General features: G+C 43.5%; 24 protein-coding genes and 1 riboswitch. Of the genes, 5 read left to right on the forward strand and 19 right to left on the reverse strand.

From position 1 onward, the window contains the following. Positions 1–14: 14 nt before the first annotated feature. A complete protein-coding gene (locus tag AC623_RS15745; protein ID WP_049664072.1) occupies positions 15–452 on the reverse strand; it encodes a DUF86 domain-containing protein in 438 nt (145 codons plus the stop codon). Between the two features lie 128 nt (positions 453–580). Between AC623_RS15745 and AC623_RS15750 the strand changes: the two genes are divergently transcribed. Together AC623_RS15750 and AC623_RS15755 are read left to right on the forward strand one after the other, a co-directional pair. After that, positions 581–847, forward strand: coding sequence for a DUF3055 domain-containing protein (locus tag AC623_RS15750; RefSeq protein WP_049664076.1), 267 nt, complete (start codon positions 581–583; stop codon positions 845–847). Positions 848–968: 121 nt separating this feature from the next. After that, positions 969–1,265, forward strand: coding sequence for a hypothetical protein (locus AC623_RS15755; RefSeq protein ID WP_049664079.1), 297 nt, complete (start codon positions 969–971; stop codon positions 1,263–1,265). A 128-nt stretch (positions 1,266–1,393) separates the two neighbouring features. On the opposite strand, the gene AC623_RS15760 is transcribed toward AC623_RS15755, so the two are convergent. Then, a complete protein-coding gene (locus AC623_RS15760) occupies positions 1,394–1,669 on the reverse strand; it encodes a YutD family protein (RefSeq protein ID WP_049664082.1) in 276 nt (91 codons plus the stop codon). 105 nt (positions 1,670–1,774) lie between these two features. Here AC623_RS15760 and AC623_RS15765 point away from each other — a divergent pair, with 105 nt between their 5' ends. After that, positions 1,775–2,671, forward strand: coding sequence for a YhcN/YlaJ family sporulation lipoprotein (locus AC623_RS15765; RefSeq protein ID WP_049664084.1), 897 nt, complete (start codon positions 1,775–1,777; stop codon positions 2,669–2,671). A gap of 612 nt (positions 2,672–3,283) precedes the next feature. On the opposite strand, the gene AC623_RS15770 is transcribed toward AC623_RS15765, so the two are convergent. Together AC623_RS15770 and lipA are read right to left on the reverse strand one after the other, a co-directional pair. Beyond that, entirely contained in the window at positions 3,284–3,508 is a 225-nt protein-coding gene (locus tag AC623_RS15770; protein ID WP_049664087.1) for a hypothetical protein, read from the reverse strand. Next, complete coding sequence (lipA, locus tag AC623_RS15775) at positions 3,505–4,437, reverse strand: lipoyl synthase (RefSeq protein ID WP_082174447.1); 933 nt, start codon at positions 4,435–4,437, stop codon at positions 3,505–3,507. Before lipA ends, AC623_RS15770 begins: the two co-directional genes overlap by 4 nt. Before the next feature lie 220 nt (positions 4,438–4,657). Here lipA and AC623_RS15780 point away from each other — a divergent pair, with 220 nt between their 5' ends. Then, positions 4,658–5,587: a M23 family metallopeptidase gene (locus AC623_RS15780; protein ID WP_049666705.1), complete on the forward strand. Its 930-nt coding sequence runs from the start codon at positions 4,658–4,660 to the stop codon at positions 5,585–5,587. 64 nt (positions 5,588–5,651) lie between these two features. Here AC623_RS15780 and yunB read toward each other — a convergent pair whose 3' ends face one another. The 8 genes from yunB to sufD all read right to left on the reverse strand — a co-directional run bounded on the left by yunB (position 5,652) and on the right by sufD (position 14,105). After that, positions 5,652–6,404: a sporulation protein YunB gene (gene yunB, locus AC623_RS15785; RefSeq protein ID WP_049664096.1), complete on the reverse strand. Its 753-nt coding sequence runs from the start codon at positions 6,402–6,404 to the stop codon at positions 5,652–5,654. A gap of 60 nt (positions 6,405–6,464) precedes the next feature. After that, a complete protein-coding gene (locus AC623_RS15790; RefSeq protein ID WP_049664098.1) occupies positions 6,465–7,850 on the reverse strand; it encodes a bifunctional metallophosphatase/5'-nucleotidase in 1,386 nt (461 codons plus the stop codon). A 20-nt stretch (positions 7,851–7,870) separates the two neighbouring features. After that, a complete protein-coding gene (locus tag AC623_RS15795) occupies positions 7,871–8,692 on the reverse strand; it encodes a sulfite exporter TauE/SafE family protein (protein WP_049664102.1) in 822 nt (273 codons plus the stop codon). Between the two features lie 13 nt (positions 8,693–8,705). After that, on the reverse strand, positions 8,706–9,551 hold the full coding sequence (locus AC623_RS15800; RefSeq protein ID WP_049664103.1) for a DUF72 domain-containing protein: 846 nt from the start codon (positions 9,549–9,551) through the stop codon (positions 8,706–8,708). Positions 9,552–9,720: 169 nt separating this feature from the next. Next, a complete protein-coding gene (sufB, locus tag AC623_RS15805) occupies positions 9,721–11,118 on the reverse strand; it encodes a Fe-S cluster assembly protein SufB (protein ID WP_049664108.1) in 1,398 nt (465 codons plus the stop codon). Positions 11,119–11,141: 23 nt separating this feature from the next. After that, entirely contained in the window at positions 11,142–11,576 is a 435-nt protein-coding gene (gene sufU / locus AC623_RS15810) for a Fe-S cluster assembly sulfur transfer protein SufU (protein ID WP_049664110.1), read from the reverse strand. Beyond that, positions 11,566–12,795 carry a cysteine desulfurase gene (locus tag AC623_RS15815; RefSeq protein WP_049664113.1) on the reverse strand — a complete coding sequence of 410 codons (1,230 nt, stop codon included), beginning with the start codon at positions 12,793–12,795 and terminating at the stop codon, positions 11,566–11,568. The genes sufU and AC623_RS15815 overlap by 11 nt, the downstream gene beginning before the upstream one ends. Beyond that, positions 12,795–14,105, reverse strand: coding sequence for a Fe-S cluster assembly protein SufD (gene sufD, locus AC623_RS15820; protein ID WP_049664117.1), 1,311 nt, complete (start codon positions 14,103–14,105; stop codon positions 12,795–12,797). Before sufD ends, AC623_RS15815 begins: the two co-directional genes overlap by 1 nt. A 400-nt stretch (positions 14,106–14,505) precedes the next feature. Between sufD and AC623_RS21570 the strand changes: the two genes are divergently transcribed. Then, positions 14,506–14,784 (forward strand): hypothetical protein, encoded by a 279-nt coding sequence (locus AC623_RS21570; protein ID WP_156187060.1) that lies wholly within the window; start codon positions 14,506–14,508, stop codon positions 14,782–14,784. Positions 14,785–14,908: 124 nt separating this feature from the next. On the opposite strand, the gene sufC is transcribed toward AC623_RS21570, so the two are convergent. From sufC to AC623_RS15855, 7 genes are all read right to left on the reverse strand, one after another. Next, entirely contained in the window at positions 14,909–15,688 is a 780-nt protein-coding gene (gene sufC / locus AC623_RS15830) for a Fe-S cluster assembly ATPase SufC (protein WP_049664126.1), read from the reverse strand. Positions 15,689–16,233: 545 nt separating this feature from the next. Further along, on the reverse strand, positions 16,234–16,395 hold the full coding sequence (locus tag AC623_RS21575; RefSeq protein WP_231603528.1) for a hypothetical protein: 162 nt from the start codon (positions 16,393–16,395) through the stop codon (positions 16,234–16,236). A gap of 286 nt (positions 16,396–16,681) precedes the next feature. After that, positions 16,682–17,044 (reverse strand): carboxymuconolactone decarboxylase family protein, encoded by a 363-nt coding sequence (locus tag AC623_RS15835; protein ID WP_049664129.1) that lies wholly within the window; start codon positions 17,042–17,044, stop codon positions 16,682–16,684. Between the two features lie 126 nt (positions 17,045–17,170). Continuing rightward, the gene (locus tag AC623_RS15840) at positions 17,171–18,019 is read right to left on the reverse strand and encodes a MetQ/NlpA family ABC transporter substrate-binding protein (RefSeq protein ID WP_049664131.1); all 849 of its coding nucleotides are present in this window, start codon (positions 18,017–18,019) and stop codon (positions 17,171–17,173) included. A gap of 20 nt (positions 18,020–18,039) precedes the next feature. After that, positions 18,040–18,708 (reverse strand): methionine ABC transporter permease, encoded by a 669-nt coding sequence (locus AC623_RS15845; RefSeq protein ID WP_049664134.1) that lies wholly within the window; start codon positions 18,706–18,708, stop codon positions 18,040–18,042. After that, positions 18,701–19,726, reverse strand: a complete 1,026-nt coding sequence (locus tag AC623_RS15850) for a methionine ABC transporter ATP-binding protein (protein WP_049664139.1) — start codon at positions 19,724–19,726, stop codon at positions 18,701–18,703. Before AC623_RS15850 ends, AC623_RS15845 begins: the two co-directional genes overlap by 8 nt. Before the next feature lie 83 nt (positions 19,727–19,809). Continuing rightward, a riboswitch (SAM riboswitch) is annotated at positions 19,810–19,925 on the reverse strand. 82 nt (positions 19,926–20,007) lie between these two features. Then, the gene (locus AC623_RS15855) at positions 20,008–20,349 is read right to left on the reverse strand and encodes a hypothetical protein (protein WP_049664142.1); all 342 of its coding nucleotides are present in this window, start codon (positions 20,347–20,349) and stop codon (positions 20,008–20,010) included. Positions 20,350–20,398: the final 49 nt, after the last annotated feature.

The raw sequence follows: 20,398 nt of genomic DNA on the forward strand, positions 1-20,398 counted from the left end.
AAAGCGCGAAATGGTTATGGCTTAAATGCAGAAACTGGTCCTAATTCATTTGTTAAGTAGGCTCTTACTTGTGCTGGAAACTGTTCCAGCGCAGAAAAATTCTCTTCAAACACTCGCTTTACTTCCTTGTAATCAACAGCGGTGTAGTGCTGAACGAGCATTTTTCTTAAGGCCACAACAGCTTTTAACGAAGCGGCCGCTTCTTTTTCAATAACCTGTTCATCCTCTAGGATATCAACAATATCCTCATAGCTGCCCGGATCCCTCATAATAAAGCCATCAATCATGGCATTGCCAACATCGAGCATAGATTCAATCACGATATGAGCGATTCGTTCTAAAGCCGCCTGTTCAATGGCTGCTTCCCATTGTGGCTGTTTAGCAAAGACAGACAGCTTAGCCTCCATATACTTCAGAATTTCTTCAATTTTCCCCCGATCCACAAAATACACGACGGGCACCTCTTCTCTTAACTTTCTTTGATTTCCTCTTTATTTTATCATGAATCTATAAACAAAACACATCTTCGTCCCAGGTGAATCATGGTACAATCGAAACAAATAGACAGGAGTGACACGCTATGACAGAAAGATTTTTTCTTTACGATGAAACTGAACCAACGAAAACACGATATGTTAGCTTTATGGGAGAGCACCAACGCTTTGATCTCGCTTTAATGCAGACGGATCGTTATTTTGGAAAGCGTATTGTGTTAGATATTCAAGGCAGCCGCTTTGCCATTATCGGTCGGGATGATTTAGAAGAACCAGGGTATCTTGAGCATGTATTTAAGCTGACTGAAGAGGAAGCAGCCGAGCTCCGTGACTTTTTATATGAAGTCATTTAAAGCATAGTCAAAGCGCTGCCGGGCATGCTAATAATGAAGGCTTTATCACTTCACTAGATTTCAGTAGGCAAAACGAGGTAGTTAAAGCTGTATAACCATAAAGCAGCCGGAGGTAATGATTATGTTCTTTAATGATGAAGAATATACCGATTTTTCTAATGTAGAAACAATGCGCAACTATTTAACAGTGGAACAAACACCAGAAGGCCCTTATGGAGCACCGCGCGGAAAAGACGAGCCTGTGGAAAATAAATCTTCACCATGGGAAGAAGGACAGCGTTTTTATTCAGCATTCAATTACGAAAATAAGTCTCTTCATCAGGGACTGCCGCGTCGATTCCCAGGAGCGCACCCGACGCATGATGATAAGGAAAAAGATCAAGTAAGGATGTATCAAGATATCCCTCCGAACACATAAAAAAATCGAGCAAAGGGCTCGATGTAAAACAGTGGATGATAGGGGGTTTCTTATTTCTTTTCCAATTAGAAGCTTATCCCTCAAAACAGCATAAGATAAAAAATAAAATCGAGTCATCTTGCTCGATTTTATTTTTGAACTTTTTTGGCAACGAAATAGGCGCAGCCGAAGTTGCAGTATTCATATAAGTACTCTTTCAGCGTGCTAATTTTTGAATCAAATGTAGCTTTCTGGTTCGCATCTTCATAGAACCCCTTTAGGCGAAGCTGGCCGTATCCCCAATCCCCGACAATGTAATCATATTTCGTTAAGATGTCGCTGTAGCGTTCTCGGAATACTTCTTCATTAAAGCCATCGCTTCGCTCTTCAATGACCTCATAGCAATGATTTTGAATGCAAATCATCTCTCCTCATTCCTTTCTTCTTCCTTTATTATAGCCGATCAGCCAGTAATTACTAAGAAAAAAATAAGCAAAAAGGGGCAATCTACGTGTTGAGGGGGTGTTAACATGAAAAAACCATTGTTAACTGTGGGAGTTGCCAGTTTTTTAATGATGGCTGGCTGTAATGCAAACGATACAAACAACCTTGCCGGCGATGGTAACAATCGGGACCGTAATACAATAAACGTTGCTGACCGATATGACCGTGACCGGTACGATATGTATAACGGAGATCGTGGAAATGGCGTAGATGGCAGAATTGGCGGAATGGATAGAAACGACCGTTCTGACAGAGGCGGCCTCATGACCAACAATAGACAAGATGGCTTCGGTTATGTCCGCCACCAAAAGGGAACCGTTCGAGGACAATCCGTTTCTTCTCGGAACATGCATGTTCTTGATAGGGAGCGAACAGCAGACACGATTGGCCGGTTAAGCCTTGATCTTCCAAAAGTGAATGATGCCTCTGTACTCGTGACAGACCAGGAAGTATTAATTGCTTATAATACCGATGCTAAAGATGCCAAAGACCGCAGAGGAGTAGCCGAACAAGTAAAAAGAACAGCCTTAAGCGTTGTGCCGAGCTGGTACCGCGTCTACCTGACCGATGATACCGACTTGCGCCGTGATATTGAAAATATTGCACAAACAAATGGCGGGATGGATGTAGCTCGTGATTCTATCGGCCGTACTGTAAAACTAATGAAGCAAAATTCGCCTCAAGGCTATACAAAAGCGGATAGAAGAAATAATCAAAATGGCGGAATGAACGGATCAAATGGAATGAATAACAACAATGGGACGATTGGCAATAAGGGAATGAATGGCAACGAATCAGGCACGTCACAAAAAACTGGAACTCCGCAAACAACAGGTACTCCAGGCACAAACTGGACGACTGGACCAGACGATCAAGATCATACACCTGGTCGAGCTAACCCTTTTACTAACGGAGGCAGCTAACTAAAAACACCCGGTTTCTCTCTTCGCATCAATCTTTGATACCGTTAGAGACCGGGTGCTTTTAGTTTGTCCAGCTGCAGCGGCCAGCCCGTACGGCGGTTTCGGTCTCTCTGGCGGAGTCAAAGAACGACTCCTTGTCGAGACCTCCAACCTCCTATCGGGCTAAACAGGCCGCTTCCGCTTTTCTTTTTGTCTAGCTGCAGGCGCTAGCACGTACGCCGATTTCACTCTCTCTGTCGAAGTCTGAAAAGCGACTTCTCGTCGAGAGCTCCAATCCGCTATCGTGCTGAGCAAGCACCTTCCGCTTTTCTTTGTCTAGCTGCAGGCGCTAGCACGTACGCCGATTTCACTCTCTCTGTCGAAGTCTGAAAAGCGACTTCTCGTCGAGAGCTCCAATCCGCTATCGTGCTGAGCAAGCACCTTCCGCTTTTCTTTGTCTAGCTGCAGGCGCTAGCACGTACGCCGATTTCACTCTCTCTGTCGAAGTCTGAAAAGCGACTTCTCGTCGAGAGCTCCAATCGGCTATCGTGCTGGGCAAGCGCCTTCCGCTTTTCTTTGTCCAGCTGCAGGCGCTTAACGGCTAGCGGACTTCCTGCTCCTTCTTGCGATAAGTCAACATCGAATCGCTTTCACTCTTCGTGTTTCCTTTATCTCATGCGGAGCCGTCCAGTCCATACGCCGCTGAGCAAGCACCTTCCGCTTTTCTCTTTGTCCAGCTGCGTCTCCTTGCCCCTCGAGGTCATAAGCCGATCTGGCTGTGTGGCTGAAGAACGCCACTTCGCCATTTCGTCTTATGCTTGTCGGGACAGAACAGTCGGCTCCGCTTTTCTTTATCACGCTTCTAGTGTTTCTTTTTCGCCGAGTTCTTGTTTGGCTTTTGATGCTGAGTTTACTTGTTCATCTGCGTGGTAAGAGGAGCGGACAAGCGGACCGGCTTCACAGTGGCTAAAGCCTTTTGTCATGGCAATTTCACGAAGTTCTGCAAATTCGTCCGGATGGTAATATTTTTGTACCTTTAAATGTTTCTTTGAAGGCTGTAAATATTGGCCAAGTGTCACAATGTCTACATTATTTGTACGAAGATCATCCATCGCTTCGATGATTTCTTCCTTTGTTTCTCCAAGACCGATCATAATGCTTGATTTTGTTGGAATATCAGGCTGCATTTCTTTTGCTCTTCTTAAAAATTCAAGGGAGCGTTCGTATGTAGCACGGGCGCGAACTCTCGGGCTTAAGCGCTTGACTGTTTCAATATTGTGATTTAAGATGTCTGGCCGTGCATCCATCAGCATTTTTAAATTCTCTTCTACTCCTCCCATATCGGAAGGAAGGACTTCAATAGAAGTAAACGGATTCTTGCGTCGGATCGCCCGCACTGTTTCCGCAAAAACAGCAGCACCGCCATCTTTTAAATCATCACGAGCCACAGCTGTTACGACAACATGCTTCAAATTCATTAGCTGAACAGAATCTGCTACCCGTTCCGGTTCTGCCCAATCCAGTTCAGTCGGCAAGCCTGTTTTGACTGCACAAAAACGGCAAGCACGCGTACACACATCTCCAAGAATCATGAACGTAGCTGTCCGGCGCACCGCCCAACACTCATGAATGTTAGGGCATTTTGCTTCTTCACATACTGTGTGGAGGTTTTTCTCCCTCATCATCTTTTTTAAGCCTGTATAGTTTTCATTTGTATTTAATTTTATTTTCAACCAATCTGGTTTGCGTAAATGTTCCTCTTTCTTACTCATCTCTTCATCTCCCATCATTCTTCTTCGACCAAATAGCTGATTTTCCAAAAGAAAAACAATTCTCTAGCCACTGTACCACAGTCCATATTCTAACACAATTCTAGCCCTTTTCATGTTTTTTAGACGTTTTTCTGCATGAAACAAACAGAATTCCACAAAATAAATCAAGAACGCTAAAAGGGAGAGAATTATATTGCAAAAATCGCTTTGGCTCTTATTTATTATTTTTTCTTTAATGGTCCTTCCTGTTGAAGCAGCTGATCTAAAAAAAGATGAAAAAATGTACAAGACACGAATAGAGCTATTCAAGAAAATGGAAGCTGCTACGTCCATTCCTTGGTACTATTTTGCTGGTATGGATCAATATGAGAGAAATTTACGCTTTGTCCGCAAAGACTTGCCTGAACCTGATACGGTTTCTATTTATATTCCTGAAAGTAAATGGGCTGGACCCTTAAATCCTAATCAAGAAGATATGAATCCAGCTACGATTGCAGCTTTTCAAGGGTTAGGGGCAGATGGAAATGGTGACCAAAAAGCTGATCGGTTAAATGGAGAAGATGTCCTTGCTGCCGTTGGCAAATATTTGCTAGCGTATGGAACAGATCATGATAACATTAAAATTGCCCTCTGGCGCTATTACGGACGAGACAAAGCAGTTAGTATCATTATAGGCAATGCTAGGATGTATAAAGCATTTGGAAAGCTTGACCTTCAAGAAAAAGCATTTCCTCTTCCCCGCCGCTTCAATTACACATTTAAAAATACATGGGGGGATGCCCGAGGATGGGGTGGACGCCGCATTCACGAAGGGACTGATATTTTTGCTGATTATGGTGTTCCTGTCCGCTCTACTTCTTACGGCATTGTTGAAATGAAAGGTTGGAATCGTTATGGCGGCTGGCGAATCGGTATCCGTGACATTAACAATACGTACCACTATTACGCCCACTTAAATGGCTTTGCAAAAGACTTACAGCTAGGACAAGTCGTTAAACCCGGCACCATAATCGGCGGAGTTGGGAGTACAGGGTATGGGCCACCTGGTACTTCTGGAAAATTCCCTCCTCACCTCCACTACGGAATGTATAAAGACAATGGACGCACAGAATGGTCCTTTGATCCTTATCCGCACTTAAGACAATGGGAAAGAGCCGGCTCCTGAGTGGCTAGCCGGCTTTTTGACATAAAAGACGTGTAGAAGGCTGTTATTTTGCTATTCCCCCTCCCTACTTCTTCGATGGCAGCTCAATAGCAGGTGTCATGCTCCCGCCGCTATTATAAAACTCGGGCACATCACCATGAATCATCCCAATCGCTACCGGAATATCCTGTATAACGGTGGTCATATCAGTAGCAAATGGCACAATAATTTGTACGTTTACTTCTACTTCGATAAAGACTTCTACATAGGCATTGTTAATACCGTATGGCTTTACATTCGATTTTACATTAGACGTTACCTCACCGATAGCATGAAATCGAATCGGGATTTTGGGACCAAGGTTTCCTAATAAAACGTTGTTGGTGACTTGCCCAAGCGGAACGTAATATACAATCCCTTCCGTTTTATCTTTCTGATCTGTTTCAATCTCCACGTCAGACAACAATTCCAATGCCTGCAGATTGCCGCGTTCGGCCTCTTTTAAGTTTAACTGAACCAAATTCGTTGTTTCGGCCATGACTCTATTAATAATTTTTGCATTCAGCTTTGTAGTTGATGGATTATTTGGATCACTTTCGATAATGTCATTAATATCCATTACACTGGCGACCTTTTTATTAATGGCTTTATTGATGACCAAGGCCGCAATCTTTTTCGTTTCAGCATGAGCGTAGCCAATCAATGTCGGCTTGACGTTTTTATTAATGATCCATAAACTAGCAGCAGTCGAAAAGGTAAATAAAACAAGCGTAATAAGAAATACATAACGAAGAGGGAGTGGCCCTCTTTTCGATCTCCACCTTTTTTGTGCAGCCAAAAAAATCCCTCCTTCTTAGCTAATGTATGCTAAAAAAAGAAAGGATCATGCAACAAAGTTTTATTCCTCAAGATGAAACTCATGACGAAGCAATTTCCACTCCATCACATCACGTAAAAATTCAGGCATAAAATGTTTTTTGGACGGCGACCGATAAAGCTGTGGGAAAAATTGTCCATAGGCAAACATGTCTAATGTCGCTAGCTTATACTGCTGGTCATTGATAATCTCTTTCCCATCAATCGTAAAGCGATAACCGTCCATGTCTATCCCTAAGCGATCATATACAAACCGCCCCATCACTTTTCCTCTAAAACCAAGCCCCTTAATCGTTAAATGAGGCCACTTGTCGTCTGTTGTCTGCTTCAATACTTCCTTTAATTCCGCTCCTGACACTTCAATAAGACAAGGGTTAATCGGATGAGGAAGCATTCGGTGAATGTCGTATTTCGTGACGGTTCCCGCCGGAAGACCGCCAAGAAAAAGTCCAGCATTTAACAAGGCACCATCTGCCTTGCACCACTCTCTTAACGCTTCGCAAAGCAGCTGCGGCAATTCAGAAGGGGCAAACCAGTCACTCTTCAGCGGCTGAGGCAAAGAGATCACCGGTTGACTAAGCATCTGCTTCCCTTCCTGCTCGTATTCTTCAATCTCCTGCTGCTCATCCGCCGAGGCGGGCAACTCTTCCGCTGTATTGTACACACGTGCTCGTTTTCCGATGATTTGCTTCGTTTCTGTGTCGACTTCAATCATCACATGCCCAACATGATATCCAAACCGGCCAGCTGCCGCCAGCAGCGTCCCTTCCACTTCCTTTCCCTCATGAAGCAGATGATGTGTATGAGCACCTAGTACAACGTCTACCTCTGGGAGAGAGTAGGCCATTTTTTCATCCTCATAAATCCCTAAATGGGAAAGAACGACGACGATATCAGATGTCGGACCTATTTCTTTTACCTGCTTCTCTAATTCATCAAGCGGCTGGGACAGCTTCCAGCCAAGCTGCTCATAAGCCCCTGAAAAAAAAGCAGTAGCACCCGTGATCCCCAACGTCATCCCATTAGATAAGTGAAAAAAACGAAAAGGCTGAGCCCACTTTGGACGCTCACCGCTCTGATCATAAAGATTAGCAAGCACAACAGGGAATTGAGCATTATCGTATAACCTATCGAGCCCTTCTTTCGGCAAGGTGATTCCCTCGTTATTTCCGATTGTAACCGCGTCATAGCCGGCTTCGTTCAACAGCTCAATATTCCGCTTGCCAAGTGATCCTTCCGTCATCGGATGCGACCGATCCACATGATCGCCAATGTCAAAGATCAACACGTGTTCGCCTTCTTCTTCATGCCATCTTTTCCGAGCCTTCAGAAAACGCTGAATACGCGGCCAATTCTCAAAATGACTATGAAGATCGTTCGTATGATAAATATGGATGGTCTCTTTCAAACTCTCACCCTCCTCCTGTGTTAAGCCAGCCCTTCATAAATTAATCGAATGCCCATAAGGATTAAAATGATCCGCAATACCATCACTAAGGCATTAGATTGCAGCCTCGTATTTAAAAAAGCACCAAACTTCGCTCCAACCCAGGCGCCTGGAACGAGTAACACAGCATACAGCCAGAGAACATTTCCTAATGCGACGTGCGTCACTGAGCTGACCATCGCTGATAAAAAGATCATGAACATCGATGTCGCTACCGCTACATGCGGCGGGAACGCAAATAATAAAATCATCGCAGGCACCATGAGCGCTCCTCCGCCAATACCGAAAATGCCCGAACAAAACCCTACAATAAAAGCAATACAGATGGCTGTCCCTGATTGAAAGCTATATGTATAGACCTTGCCATCCCTCTCTATAAACTCTCGGGTAACCCCCTTTGTCTTCCTTGATGGCAGCGGCTTTATTTTCGAGCGAAAGATTAAAACAATCGCCATCACAATCATAAAGATACCAAAATAAACATAAAACGAATGAGTGCTTAACTCTTTATTTACAATGGCACCGACAATTCCGCCGGGCCCGCTTCCGATGAAAAAAAGCAGACCGCTTTTATAATCAACGGTCTTATATTTCATATAAGCCAGTGTAGAAGACAAGCCTGTGAAAATCATAGTGACGAGTGATGTGCCGACCGCCTGTTGGGGGGAAATAGTCGTCAATAGTGCTGTCGATGTTCCTAAAAAAAGAAGAGAGGGAACAATGACGATACCTCCTCCAAGCCCCGCGAGTGCTCCAAGTGAGCCAGCTGCAAAACCGATGGCTACTAGTACAATCCACTCCATTAGCTGGTCCTCCTTAAAACAGATCTAGCTGGCGCGAGGCCAAATTCTCATAGGTTAAGCCGGCCAACTGAATAAACTGCTTAGCATTATCCGCGGCGTCACCACCAGAGTTATTGTTGAACAGCATGTAGACATGCTTGCTTTGCTGCTGAAGTTTCTTAGTAAATTCGACCCACTGATTCAATTCATTTTCATTATAACGGTATAAGTAGCGAACTTCACGCCAATTTTTATTGCCTTGCTTTTGCCATCCCTGTTTATTACGGCCATGTAAACGTACGAGTGTTTTCTCCGGATCGGTTGCTTGTAAAATAATAGGAATAGAGCCTTCCCCTGCCTGCGGTTCATCGCAGACTGTATGAATCCATTTTTCATCTTTTAAAAAAGTAATCGTCTTTTCAAGTAAAGCTGGCGAATACCATGATTGATGGCGAAATTCAACAGCAATCGGCGCATCGCCCATCCGTTCTTTACAGTAGCGTAAATACTCGACATTTTTGCGCTGGCAATCAAACCATGGCGGAAACTGAAACAGTACCATCGCCAGCTTTCCAGCCTCTTTCATTGGTACAAGCGACTCGATAAACGCCTGAAACATCTCTTCCTTCGATTCAAAAGGGATTTCCCCCCGTTCGTGTCCAGTCATGCCCTGATAGGCTTTCACAACGAATTGAAAGCTCTCTGGCGTTTCATCTACCCATTTTTTCATATTGCGTAATGGCTGTACGGCATAAAAGCTTGCATCCACTTCCACCGTTGGAAAGTGAGCTCCATACTCCTTTAATTTATCACGAGCAGCAATCCCGCTTTTATATAGCGTGTCATGATCGCCCCATCCCGTCACACCTACGTATAACATCGGCATCCACCTCGCTTTTATTTTAGCATATAAAGACTATTCCTTAATTATTATCCACTTGACGTTAGAAACTAAACTATTGGCAGTTGATTGTTCATGCCCTCTGCTTCTCAGCTCTTTACAAGGAAGAAAAAAGGGCAGCCCGTGGGCTGCCCTTCCAGATGAACAATTAACCGATAGACCCTTCCATTTCGAACTTAATCAAACGGTTCATTTCAACCGCGTATTCCATTGGAAGTTCTTTTGTAAATGGCTCGATAAAGCCCATAACGATCATTTCTGTCGCTTCTTCCTCGGAAACGCCGCGGCTCATTAAATAGAACAATTGCTCTTCAGATACTTTAGACACTTTCGCTTCATGTTCAAGTGAAATGTTATCATTTAAGATTTCATTGTATGGAATTGTATCAGACGTCGACTGATTATCCATGATGAGTGTATCACACTCGATGTTAGAGCGTGCACCGTCTGCTTTGCGGCCGAAGTGAACAATACCGCGGTAGGTTACTTTTCCGCCATGCTTCGAAATCGATTTGGATACGATAGTGGAAGATGTATTCGGCGCTAAGTGGATCATTTTGGCACCAGCATCCTGGTGCTGGCCTTTACCAGCAATCGCAATGGATAGGGTTAAGCCACGCGCTCCTTCACCTTTTAAGATAACCGCTGGGTATTTCATCGTTAACTTAGAACCGATATTTCCATCGATCCATTCCATCGTTGCGTTTTCTTCACATACTGCACGCTTTGTTACGAGGTTATATACGTTGTTCGCCCAGTTTTGGATCGTCGTGTAACGGCAATAAGCATCTTTACGAATCACAATCTCAACAACCGCACTATGCAATGAGTTTGTTGTGTACACTGGTGCTGTACAACCTTCTACATAGTGAACAGAAGACCCTTCATCCGCAATAATTAACGTACGCTCGAATTGCCCCATGTTCTCAGAGTTAATACGGAAATAAGCTTGCAGCGGCGTATCTACCTTCACGCCTGGTGGTACATAGATAAAGGAACCACCTGACCAAACAGCTGAGTTTAGTGCTGCAAATTTATTATCAGTTGGCGGAATAACCGTTGCCCAATACTTACGGAAAATATCTTCGTTTTCCTTTAAAGCAGAGTCTGTATCTTTAAAAACAATTCCAAGTGATTCTAAATCTTCTTTCATGTTGTGATACACTACTTCAGATTCATATTGCGCAGAAACACCGGCCAAGTACTTTTGCTCTGCTTCCGGAATGCCCAGCTTATCAAACGTTTGCTTGATTTCTTCCGGTACTTCATCCCATGAGCGCTCAGCACGCTCAGATGGTTTTACATAGTAATTAATTTCGTCAAAGTTAAGAGCCGATAAATCCCCACCCCATTGTGGCATAGGCATATTGTAGAAATGTTCTAGTGACTTCAAGCGGAAGTCCAGCATCCACTCTGGCTCGTCTTTTAACTTAGAGATTTCTTCAACAATTTCACGTGTTAAGCCGCGCTCTGAGCGATACACTGAAACATCTTTATCTCTAAAGCCGTATTTGTAATCCCCGATCTCCGGCATTTTTTTAGCCATGTTTCATTCCTCCTGTAGTTTTATTATTCCTTCTCAGTTAAGCCTTTTTCCATGGCTTTCCATGAAAGTGTCGCACATTTTATACGGGCAGGGAATTTAGCTACCCCTTGTAACGCTTCAATATCACCAAGATCTAAGTCGTCCGGGTAATCATTTCCTTGCATCATCTCTGAAAAGGTTTTTGAAAGTCGTAAGGCCGTTTCTACGTCTTTGCCTTTGATCGCTTGCGTCATCATCGAAGCAGAGGCCATGGAGATGGAACACCCTTCCCCATCGAACTTTGCTTCTGACACCTTGCCATCTTCTACATTCATTGTTAGATGAATACGGTCTCCACAAGTCGGGTTGTTCATATCAATGGTTAACGTTCCATCTTCTATTTGCCCTTTATTGCGTGGATTTTTATAATGATCCATGATGACTTGGCGGTAAAGCTGGTCTAAATTATTAAAAGACATCGCTGAAATACTCCTTTGTTTTAACGAGTCCTTGAACGAGCTTATCTATGTCTTCTTCTGTATTATACAGATAGAAACTGGCTCTCGCTGTTGCCGAAACATCTAGCCATTTCATGAGTGGCTGTGCACAGTGATGACCTGCACGAACTGCAATTCCTTCCGCATCAAGCACAGTCGCCACATCATGTGGATGCACATCGTCCAAGTTGAATGTAACGAGTCCGGCGCGTTTTTCACCGGCAAGCGGTCCATAAATTGTCATGCCTTCAATGGTGCTAAGCTGTTCCATTGCGTAATCAGCTAAACGATGTTCGTATTGCTCAATTTCATCAAGTCCAATTTCTTCGAGAAAATCAATGGCTGCTCCAAGACCGATCGCTCCTGCGATAATCGGTGTGCCGCCTTCAAACTTCCAAGGAAGCTCTTTCCAAGTTGATTCATACAATCCAACAAAATCAATCATTTCGCCGCCAAATTCGATCGGTTCCATCTTTTCAAGATGTTCTTTTTTGCCGTACATCACACCAATGCCTGTCGGTCCGCACATTTTATGCCCTGAGAAAGCAAGAAAATCACAGTTTAAATCCTGAACGTCTATTTTCATATGCGGAGCAGTCTGCGCGCCGTCTACGACCATGACGGCCCCTTTTTCATGGGCAATTTCTGCAATTTCTTTAATCGGATTAATCGTACCGAGAACGTTAGACACCATCATGATGGAAACAATTTTCGTCTTTTCAGTAACCATTTCCCTTACATCTTCAAGTGAAACCGTTCCATTGTCTTGAAGTGGTACATATTTTAGCACAGCTCCTTTTTCTTTAGCCAGCTGCTGCCATGGAATGATGTTACTATGATGTTCCATGTACGTAATCACGATTTCATCGCCTTCGTTTACATTCGCTCGCCCGTAGCTTTGAGCAATAGTGTTAATAGACGTTGTTGTTCCGCGGGTGAATACAATTTCTTCACGAGCTTTTGCATGAATGAATTTACGCACTTTATCGCGTGCGCCTTCATAAGCATCCGTTGCCCGATTTCCGAGTGTGTGGACTCCTCGGTGAACGTTGGAGTTGTCTTCCCGGTAATATTTATTAAGCGCTTCAATGACCTGCACAGGCTTTTGAGAAGTCGCTGCACTATCTAAATAAACAAGTGGATGGCCGTTCACTTCTTGGTCAAGGATAGGGAAATATTGTTTAATTTCCTTCGCGTTCATTAGCGTACTTTCCTTTCAATAACCTCAGTTAACTGCTTTTTCACGCCTTCGATTGGCATTTTTTCAACTACCGGCGCCAAGAATCCATGAATAATTAAGCGCTCTGCTTCTTGTTGGCTGATTCCGCGGCTCATTAAATAATAAAGCTGAAGAGGATCTACACGGCCAACAGAAGCCGCATGGCCAGCTGTTACATCGTCTTCATCAATAAGAAGAATCGGGTTAGCGTCACCGCGCGCTTTCTCGCTGAGCATTAATACGCGTGATTCCTGCTCTGCATTTGATTTAGAAGCGCCATGCTCGATTTTACCAATACCGTTAAAGATCGACTTGGCTGCCTCTTTCATTACTCCGTGCTTTAAAATATAGCCTTCTGTATGTTTGCCGAAATGAACAACTTTTGTTGTAAAATTCTGAGACTGGCTGCCTCGGCCAACGACTACTTGCTTCGTGTCTGCAAAAGAGCCGTCTCCGATTAAGTTTGTGACGTTTTCAGAGATTGTATCTCCATCATTCATCATGCCCAGTGCCCATTCAATGCGAGCATCGCGGCCAGTAATTCCACGACGGTTCACGTATGTCGTTACACCGCTAGCTAAGTTATCAACAGCTCCATAAACCACTTTGGCATTCGTGCCAGCTACAACTTCTGCTACGATGTTGACGATCCCATTTTCAACAGAAACAGTCGATACATAGTTCTCTACATACGTCACAGCACTGTTGTCATCTGCTACAACGAGTACGTGATTAAATAAAGCCGCTTCAGCATTATCTTGAATGTATACAGCTTGAATCGGCTCTTTCACTTCAACATTCTTCGGCACATATAGAAAAGCTCCGCCGTTCATTAAAGCTGCATGCAGAGCCGTCAATTTATGTTCATCAGGTTTGACGACGCTCGTCATAAAATATTTTTGAACGAGATCACTATGGTCGCGAACAGCTGTAGCGATATCTGTAAAAATGACGCCCTGTTCTGCTAGTTCCTTTGAAATAGAAAGATAAGCGGGCGTTTGGTTACGCTGAACATAAAGGTTTTTATCCGCTTCTTCTAGGTTAATCAAGGACTTTACTTCTTCTGGAAGTTCTTCAAGAGAAGCAAACGGCTCGCTTGTTACCATATGAGACGGGAATTGAGTAAAGTTCCAGTTCGTAATCTTCGTTTTGTCTGGTTTTGGCAGCGGCAATTCTTCCGCTTTTTCAAGAGCTGCCAGGCGCAAATCTGCTAGCCATTGTCCCTCGCCTTTTTCTGTTGAAAAAGAGCGAATATACTCTTGGTCTACTGGTAGGTTTGTTTCTACAGTCATGTCCGTCCTCCTAGTTATCCAACTTTCATTTATCGATAGAGAAAGCCGCTCCGGCTATATCGCAAAATCTCCGCTCTAACAGCCTGTCATTTGCTTATCGCAACCGAGAGGCGGCTACACTTTTCTTATCAAGCTCTAGCGGCCAGCCCGTACGGCGGTTTCGCTCTCTCTGTCGGAGTTAAAGAACGACTCCTTGTCGAGACCTCGAATCTCCTATCGGGCTGAGCAGGCCGCTTCCGCTTTTCTTATTGTCCAGCTGCAGGCGCTAGCGCGTACGCTGATTTCGCTCTCTCTGTCGGAGTCTGAAAAACGACTCCTTATCGAGAGCTCCAATCTGCTATCGCGCTGAACAAGCACCTTCCGCTTTTCTTATTGTCCAGCTGCAGGCGCTTAACGGCTAGTGGACTTCCAGCTTCTTCTTGCGATAAGTCAACATCTAATCGCTTCGCTCTTCGTGTTTCCTTTATCTCATGCGAAGCCGTCCAGTCCATACGCCGCTGAACAAGCACCTTCCGCTTTTCTTTATTTGTCCAGCTTCGCCTCCTTGCCCCTCGAGGCCATAAGCCGATCTGGCTGTGTGGCTGAAGAACGCCACTTCGCCATTTTGTCTTATGCTTGTCGGGGCAGTACAGTCGGCTACGCCTTTCTATTTTGTCCAGCTGCAGCGGCCAGCGGCTAGTAGGCTTCCGGCTCCTCCCTGCGATAAGTCAACATCGAATCGCTGTCGCTCTTCGTGGTTCCTTTATCTCATACGGAGCTGTCCAGCCCATACGCCGCTGAACGGCCGCTTCCGCTTTTCTATGTTACTGACTTACGGTTTCGTCTTCGATGCCGAGTTCTTGTTTGATCCAGTCGTATCCTTCAGCTTCTAGTCGTTGAGCTAATTCGGATCCACCTGATTTAACGACGCGTCCTTGCATCATTACGTGTACGTAGTCTGGAGTGATGTAGTTAAGGAGACGCTGATAGTGAGTGATCATTAAGCAGCCAAATTCTTCACTACGCATTTCGTTGATTCCTTTTGCTACTACTTTTAAAGCATCAATATCAAGACCTGAGTCGATTTCATCTAGGATCGCAATTTTAGGCTTGATCATCATTAATTGTAAAATTTCGTTGCGTTTTTTCTCTCCACCAGAGAAGCCTTCATTTAAATAACGCTGCGCCATGTCCTGATCCATTTCTAACAGATCCATTTTAGCATCCATTTCACGGATAAATTTCATTAAAGAAATTTCATTGCCCTCTTCACGGCGGCTGTTAATAGCTGAGCGAAGGAAATCAGCATTCGTTACCCCGCTAATTTCACTTGGATATTGCATAGCAAGGAAGAGACCAGCACGTGCACGCTCGTCCACTTCCATTTCAAGAACGTTTTCTCCGTCTAGTTCAATGCTTCCACTTGTAACCTCATATTTAGGATGACCCATAATAGCTGCAGATAAAGTGGATTTTCCTGTTCCGTTTGGACCCATGATTGCGTGGAACTCTCCACCTTTTATCTCAAGATTTACACCCTTTAAAATCTCTTTTCCGTCAATCGATACGTGTAAATCTTTAATCTTTAATGTTGAAGCTGTCATGCTCATACCTCCGTCATCATCGAAAATGCTCGATTTTTATTGTCATTCTCAATTTATTCTCATTACAATCTTATAACAAATGAAAATTATATTCAACCGGTCTGAATGAATTGTTCCGGATATTTGATGATAGTCCATCCTTTATATGAAATCAAGAGGAATGGTAGCCATTTCTTTTAGCTTCTCCCTCGTTCATTTATCTTATTTACAAGCTGTTTCTCTTTTTTAAAACCAACAAAAAAACTCCATATTTGTGTGCACGTTCCATTTAAACTCTCCAAAAAGATAAATCTGTTCGGGAAGTTCTCTCTACAATAAAAGAGCCAGCATCAATGCCAGCTCTTCCTCATTTGCGTATATACATTTAATTACAGGCTCTTTTATATGTGGTTGTTGATTTTCGCAGCGGGTGGTCCTTGAGCCTTCTCCTAGCGTGCGCTCTTGCAGGGGTCTGGTCTCACCAGGACACGCTTTTCTCGCTGGAGTCGCCGCCTTCCGCTACAATTAACTATTAAAGAACAACAGTCACCTTTTATAGAACCTAATTATGAAATATGATTCGTAAATTTACGGTTATGATCAGCAACGATACGTCTGCTTTCCACATATTCCTCTTGACGTTGACGTTCAACATTCATTCTCACTTCATGATTTTGGCGGTACACTTCATATCCAACTCCATGGGATCCATGCATAGCCTTTTCCATACTTTCCGTGTACTGCAAATTCAGTGAGTTTAACGAGTTAATGGGGAATCAATCCTTTCAATTTTTAGAATGAGATTTTTCTTACAGGAACCATCGTAACAGGCTTTATAGTTTTTCACAAAAGGCATATATGCTCTTCTTACCTGCTCACGCGTGATTTTACGTGCTTCCTGACTTTTATATAGCCTCATTCTCAAAATTTAAACCATATCCTTCTCAATTCTTAATTTTCTAAAAGTTCCTCCATTAATCGTTACGTTTATTTAAACATGACCAATACCCTTTTTTAATGCTGTGTTTTTAATTCATCCATCGCTTCTTGAACAAGGGTTACTGCCTGGCTCATTGCTGCTCCGCCCCCGAAAGCTGCCGCTACACCGAGCGCTTCAAATATCTCTTGTTCGCTGCAGCCTTGGTCGAGACAACCTTTCACATGGTAAATAATACAATATTCATCCTGTGAATAGACGCTGATTCCGAGAGCAATTAACTGTTTTTCCTTTTGGGCGATTGCTCCCTCTTTAAAACATTCTGCTGTAAATGCATTAAAATGCCCAGCAAGCCCTGGCATTTTTTTTGTGAATACACCTAGTCCCTCTTTATATTCAAGCAATGCTGCCTCTGTTGATGTCATTACTTCTTTTTCCATGGAATTGCCTCCTCATTTTTTATCTTTTTTAATATGCAGCAACTAAAAAAGCTTTATTCAAAGAAGAAGAAAGATGTGCAGCTGAACATAAAAAAGCCTGCAGGATCACCTGCAGGCCTTCTATTCTTATTTATTAACTGGTACGACCGCTCCGCCCCACTCTTTCAAAATGAAATCTTGGATTTCTTTTGAGTGAAGAACTTCTACAAGAGCTTTGATTTTTTCTTTGTTTTCGTCACCTTTACGAACTGCAATGACGTTCACATATGGTGAATCTTTGTCTTCAATCGCAATTGAGTCTTTTAACGGATTTAAGCCAGCATCGATTGCATAGTTAGAGTTGATTAGAACCGCATCGCCTTCTCCATTATTATAAGCTTGTGGAAGGAAAGCAGCTTCATAGTTATAGTCAAATTTCAAATCTTTTTTGTTTTCTGCAATGTCTTCAATTGTTGCTTCTTCTTTCTTAACGCCATCTTTTAACTTAATAAGGCCTTCTTTTTCAAGCATTGTTAAAATACGGCCATGGTCTGCTACAGAGCTGCTCATTAAAATTGTGGCACCTTTTGGAAGTTCCTCTAGGCTTTTATATTTTTTAGAATAAACACCAATTGGCTCAATATGAATACCGCCAGCGTTTACGAAATCATAGCCATGCTCTTTCTTTTGAGACTCAAGGTAAGGAATATGCTGGAAGTAGTTTGCATCCAGGTCTCCCTCTTCTAATGACTTATTTGGCAAGATATAATCTTGGAACGTTTCAACCTTTAACGTGTAGCCTTTCTTCTCAAGCAGCGGCTTAGCTTCTTCTAAAATGACAGCGTGCGGCACATTAGAAGCGCCAACGATGATTTCTTTATCTTCTTTACTGCCTTCTTTTGCTTTCTCGTCTTTCTTATCGTCTGAGCCCCCGCCACAAGCAGCCAGGGCAAACACAGCAAGCGCTGTTAATAACCCAATTAACCACTTTTTCATTTTTCTTCCCCCTTGTAAATTTATCTTTTATCTAATTTATTAGTGATTAAATCACCAATTAATTGGACTACAAACACAATAATTAAAATAACAATCGTAGCAACAAGTGTTACATCATTGCGGCTGCGCTGGAAACCATCAAGATAAGCAAGATTTCCAAGACCGCCAGCGCCGATTACTCCAGCCATTGCTGTATATCCAACTAGAGCAATAGCTGTAACAGTAATACCAGAAACAAGTGCCGGCATCGATTCTGGAAGCAGCACCTTGAAGATGATGGTGCTCGTTTTTGCTCCCATTGCTCTTGCTGCTTCAATGACGCCTTTATCAATTTCCCGCAGACCGATTTCTACCATCCGCGCGTAAAAAGGGGCAGCGCCAATAATAAGAGCTGGCAAGGCAGCATTTTCGCCAATCATCGTTCCGACTAAAGCCTTTGTAAAAGGAATTAATAAAACAATTAATATAATGAAAGGAATCGAACGGAAAATATTGACGAAAGCTGAAACGATGCCATAAACCGCCTTGTTCTGCCAAATGTTTCCCTTAGCTGTTAAAAACAACAGCAGGCCAAGCAATATACCAAGGATAAACGTAGCGAGTACGGATATACTCGTCATATAGAGCGTTTCAGTGGTCGCTTCCCACATCTTTTCCCAATCTACATTAGGGAGCCATTGTTCAAGCATGACTAATCACCTCCGAGCTGACTTCCTGCTTTTCGAGGTAAGCCACCGCTCGTTCCACTTCTGCCTGGTCTCCTGTTAAATGAACAAATAGTGAGCCATAGGCACCATTTTGCGTTTGAGATACTTTTCCTTGAACGATGTTTACCGCTATGTTGAATTGACGTATTAAATTAGTAATAATCGGCTGCTCTGCGCTTTCTCCGATAAAAGTGAGCTTGACTACTTTTCCTTCGGGGAACTGCTCAAGCAAGTGATCGATTGTTTCTTTTGATTCTTCAAGGTCCGTTACTTGCTGGACAAATCGTTGCGTAATCGGCTGCTCCGGTGATTTGAAAACATTCAATACTGGACCCATTTCGACGACACGCCCCGCTTCCATTACAGCAACCCGATGGCATATCTTGCGGATGACGTGCATTTCATGCGTAATCAAGACGATCGTTAACCCAAGCCGCTTATTAATATCAACAAGCAAGTCTAAAATCGCATCTGTCGTTTGCGGATCAAGCGCTGATGTCGCTTCGTCACATAAAAGGACCTTCGGATCATTCGCCAATGCCCGAGCGATACCGACACGCTGCTTCTGGCCGCCGCTTAACTGAGAAGGATAGGAATCCTCTCTGCCTTCAAGACCAACCAATTTAATCAGCTCATCTACTTTCTTTAACCGCTCTGCTTTAGGCACTCCGGAAATCTCTAATGGAAAGGCGATGTTCTCTCGCACAGTTCTTGACCAAAGAAGATTAAAATGCTGAAAAATCATGCCAATCTCCTGGCGTGCCTGGCGCAGTTCTCCTCCTCGGATTTTTGAGATTTCACGTCCACCTACAACCACTGAACCGGAAGAGGGTGTTTCCAATCCGTTCAGCATTCGGATCAGCGTACTTTTTCCAGCACCGCTATACCCAATTACGCCAAAAATCTCGCCTTTATCTATCGCTAAGTTAATATCATCTACTGCCGTCACTTTCCCATTTCTTGTGGAAAAGATTTTCTTTACATTCTCTATTGAAATCATGCGGCGGTTTTCCTCCATTCCACCAGAAAAAATAAAAACCTTTCTGCAAAATGAGCAGAAAGGTGTGCTTTAACAGTTCCTTTCTCTCATCTTCCAAAGCACGAAGCTTTGTGTGAATTGGCACCTTTTCAACAAGCATTTCACCGTTGACGGTTGCCGGGCTTCATCGGGCACGTCCCTCCACCTCTCTTGATAAGAGTCGTATATAATATGTCCTTCTCAATGGATTTGATTTTATCATTATTTCTCGAAAATTGTCAATCATCTGTAGAAAAATGTTTTTACGCTGTTCCAGATGTTTCATAATAAGGACGGCAAAGCCAGAGAAATGATTCAAACCAAAGCTTTACACGATAAAATCCTGCCACTTCCACCGCTCCCATTCGCTCATAAAGACGCAGCTGTCCCCGCCCTTCTAAAAGAGGTTCTACTCCGCCTCTTAACCGTAAGTGCCAATGATCTGTGTGCCTATTTGACAGTTGCACCCCCTGATCACTAATCACAAGCAGCCAACTCTCGCCTTCTCCCTCTAAAAGCACATGCACGGGTTGAAGCGGAAGCAGCGGCCAAATATGCGTTCTATCTCGACAAGCAGCCTGCATAGCCAGCAAGTTCTCTTTCATGTTATTTCCCCCTCTGTTCACTTTATCTATAAACTTCAAACAGAAAAGG

The sequence above is a fragment of the Bacillus sp. FJAT-27231 genome, assembly GCF_001183975.1.
GTDB lineage: Bacteria > Bacillota > Bacilli > Bacillales > Domibacillaceae > Pseudobacillus > Pseudobacillus wudalianchiensis.

Excerpts from the sequence above, each read along its gene's own strand:
- AC623_RS15765 (WP_049664084.1), top strand. The coding sequence starts at position 1,775 with ATGAAAAAACCATTGTTAACTGTGGGAGTTGCCAGTTTTTTAATGATG.
- AC623_RS15845 (WP_049664134.1), bottom strand. The coding sequence starts at position 18,708 with ATGCTTGAACAATGGCTCCCTAATGTAGATTGGGAAAAGATGTGGGAA.
- AC623_RS15840 (WP_049664131.1), bottom strand. The coding sequence starts at position 18,019 with ATGAAAAAGTGGTTAATTGGGTTATTAACAGCGCTTGCTGTGTTTGCC.
- sufC (WP_049664126.1), bottom strand. The coding sequence starts at position 15,688 with ATGACAGCTTCAACATTAAAGATTAAAGATTTACACGTATCGATTGAC.
- AC623_RS15760 (WP_049664082.1), bottom strand. The coding sequence starts at position 1,669 with ATGATTTGCATTCAAAATCATTGCTATGAGGTCATTGAAGAGCGAAGC.
- AC623_RS21575 (WP_231603528.1), bottom strand. The coding sequence starts at position 16,395 with ATGGAAAAGGCTATGCATGGATCCCATGGAGTTGGATATGAAGTGTAC.
- AC623_RS15755 (WP_049664079.1), top strand. The coding sequence starts at position 969 with ATGTTCTTTAATGATGAAGAATATACCGATTTTTCTAATGTAGAAACA.
- AC623_RS15800 (WP_049664103.1), bottom strand. The coding sequence starts at position 9,551 with ATGTTATACGTAGGTGTGACGGGATGGGGCGATCATGACACGCTATAT.
- AC623_RS15750 (WP_049664076.1), top strand. The coding sequence starts at position 581 with ATGACAGAAAGATTTTTTCTTTACGATGAAACTGAACCAACGAAAACA.
- sufD (WP_049664117.1), bottom strand. The coding sequence starts at position 14,105 with ATGACTGTAGAAACAAACCTACCAGTAGACCAAGAGTATATTCGCTCT.
- AC623_RS15795 (WP_049664102.1), bottom strand. The coding sequence starts at position 8,692 with ATGGAGTGGATTGTACTAGTAGCCATCGGTTTTGCAGCTGGCTCACTT.
- lipA (WP_082174447.1), bottom strand. The coding sequence starts at position 4,437 with ATGGGAGATGAAGAGATGAGTAAGAAAGAGGAACATTTACGCAAACCA.
- AC623_RS15855 (WP_049664142.1), bottom strand. The coding sequence starts at position 20,349 with ATGAAAGAGAACTTGCTGGCTATGCAGGCTGCTTGTCGAGATAGAACG.
- sufB (WP_049664108.1), bottom strand. The coding sequence starts at position 11,118 with ATGGCTAAAAAAATGCCGGAGATCGGGGATTACAAATACGGCTTTAGA.
- AC623_RS15815 (WP_049664113.1), bottom strand. The coding sequence starts at position 12,795 with ATGAACGCGAAGGAAATTAAACAATATTTCCCTATCCTTGACCAAGAA.
- AC623_RS15835 (WP_049664129.1), bottom strand. The coding sequence starts at position 17,044 with ATGGAAAAAGAAGTAATGACATCAACAGAGGCAGCATTGCTTGAATAT.
- AC623_RS15850 (WP_049664139.1), bottom strand. The coding sequence starts at position 19,726 with ATGATTTCAATAGAGAATGTAAAGAAAATCTTTTCCACAAGAAATGGG.
- AC623_RS15780 (WP_049666705.1), top strand. The coding sequence starts at position 4,658 with ATGGTCCTTCCTGTTGAAGCAGCTGATCTAAAAAAAGATGAAAAAATG.
- sufU (WP_049664110.1), bottom strand. The coding sequence starts at position 11,576 with ATGTCTTTTAATAATTTAGACCAGCTTTACCGCCAAGTCATCATGGAT.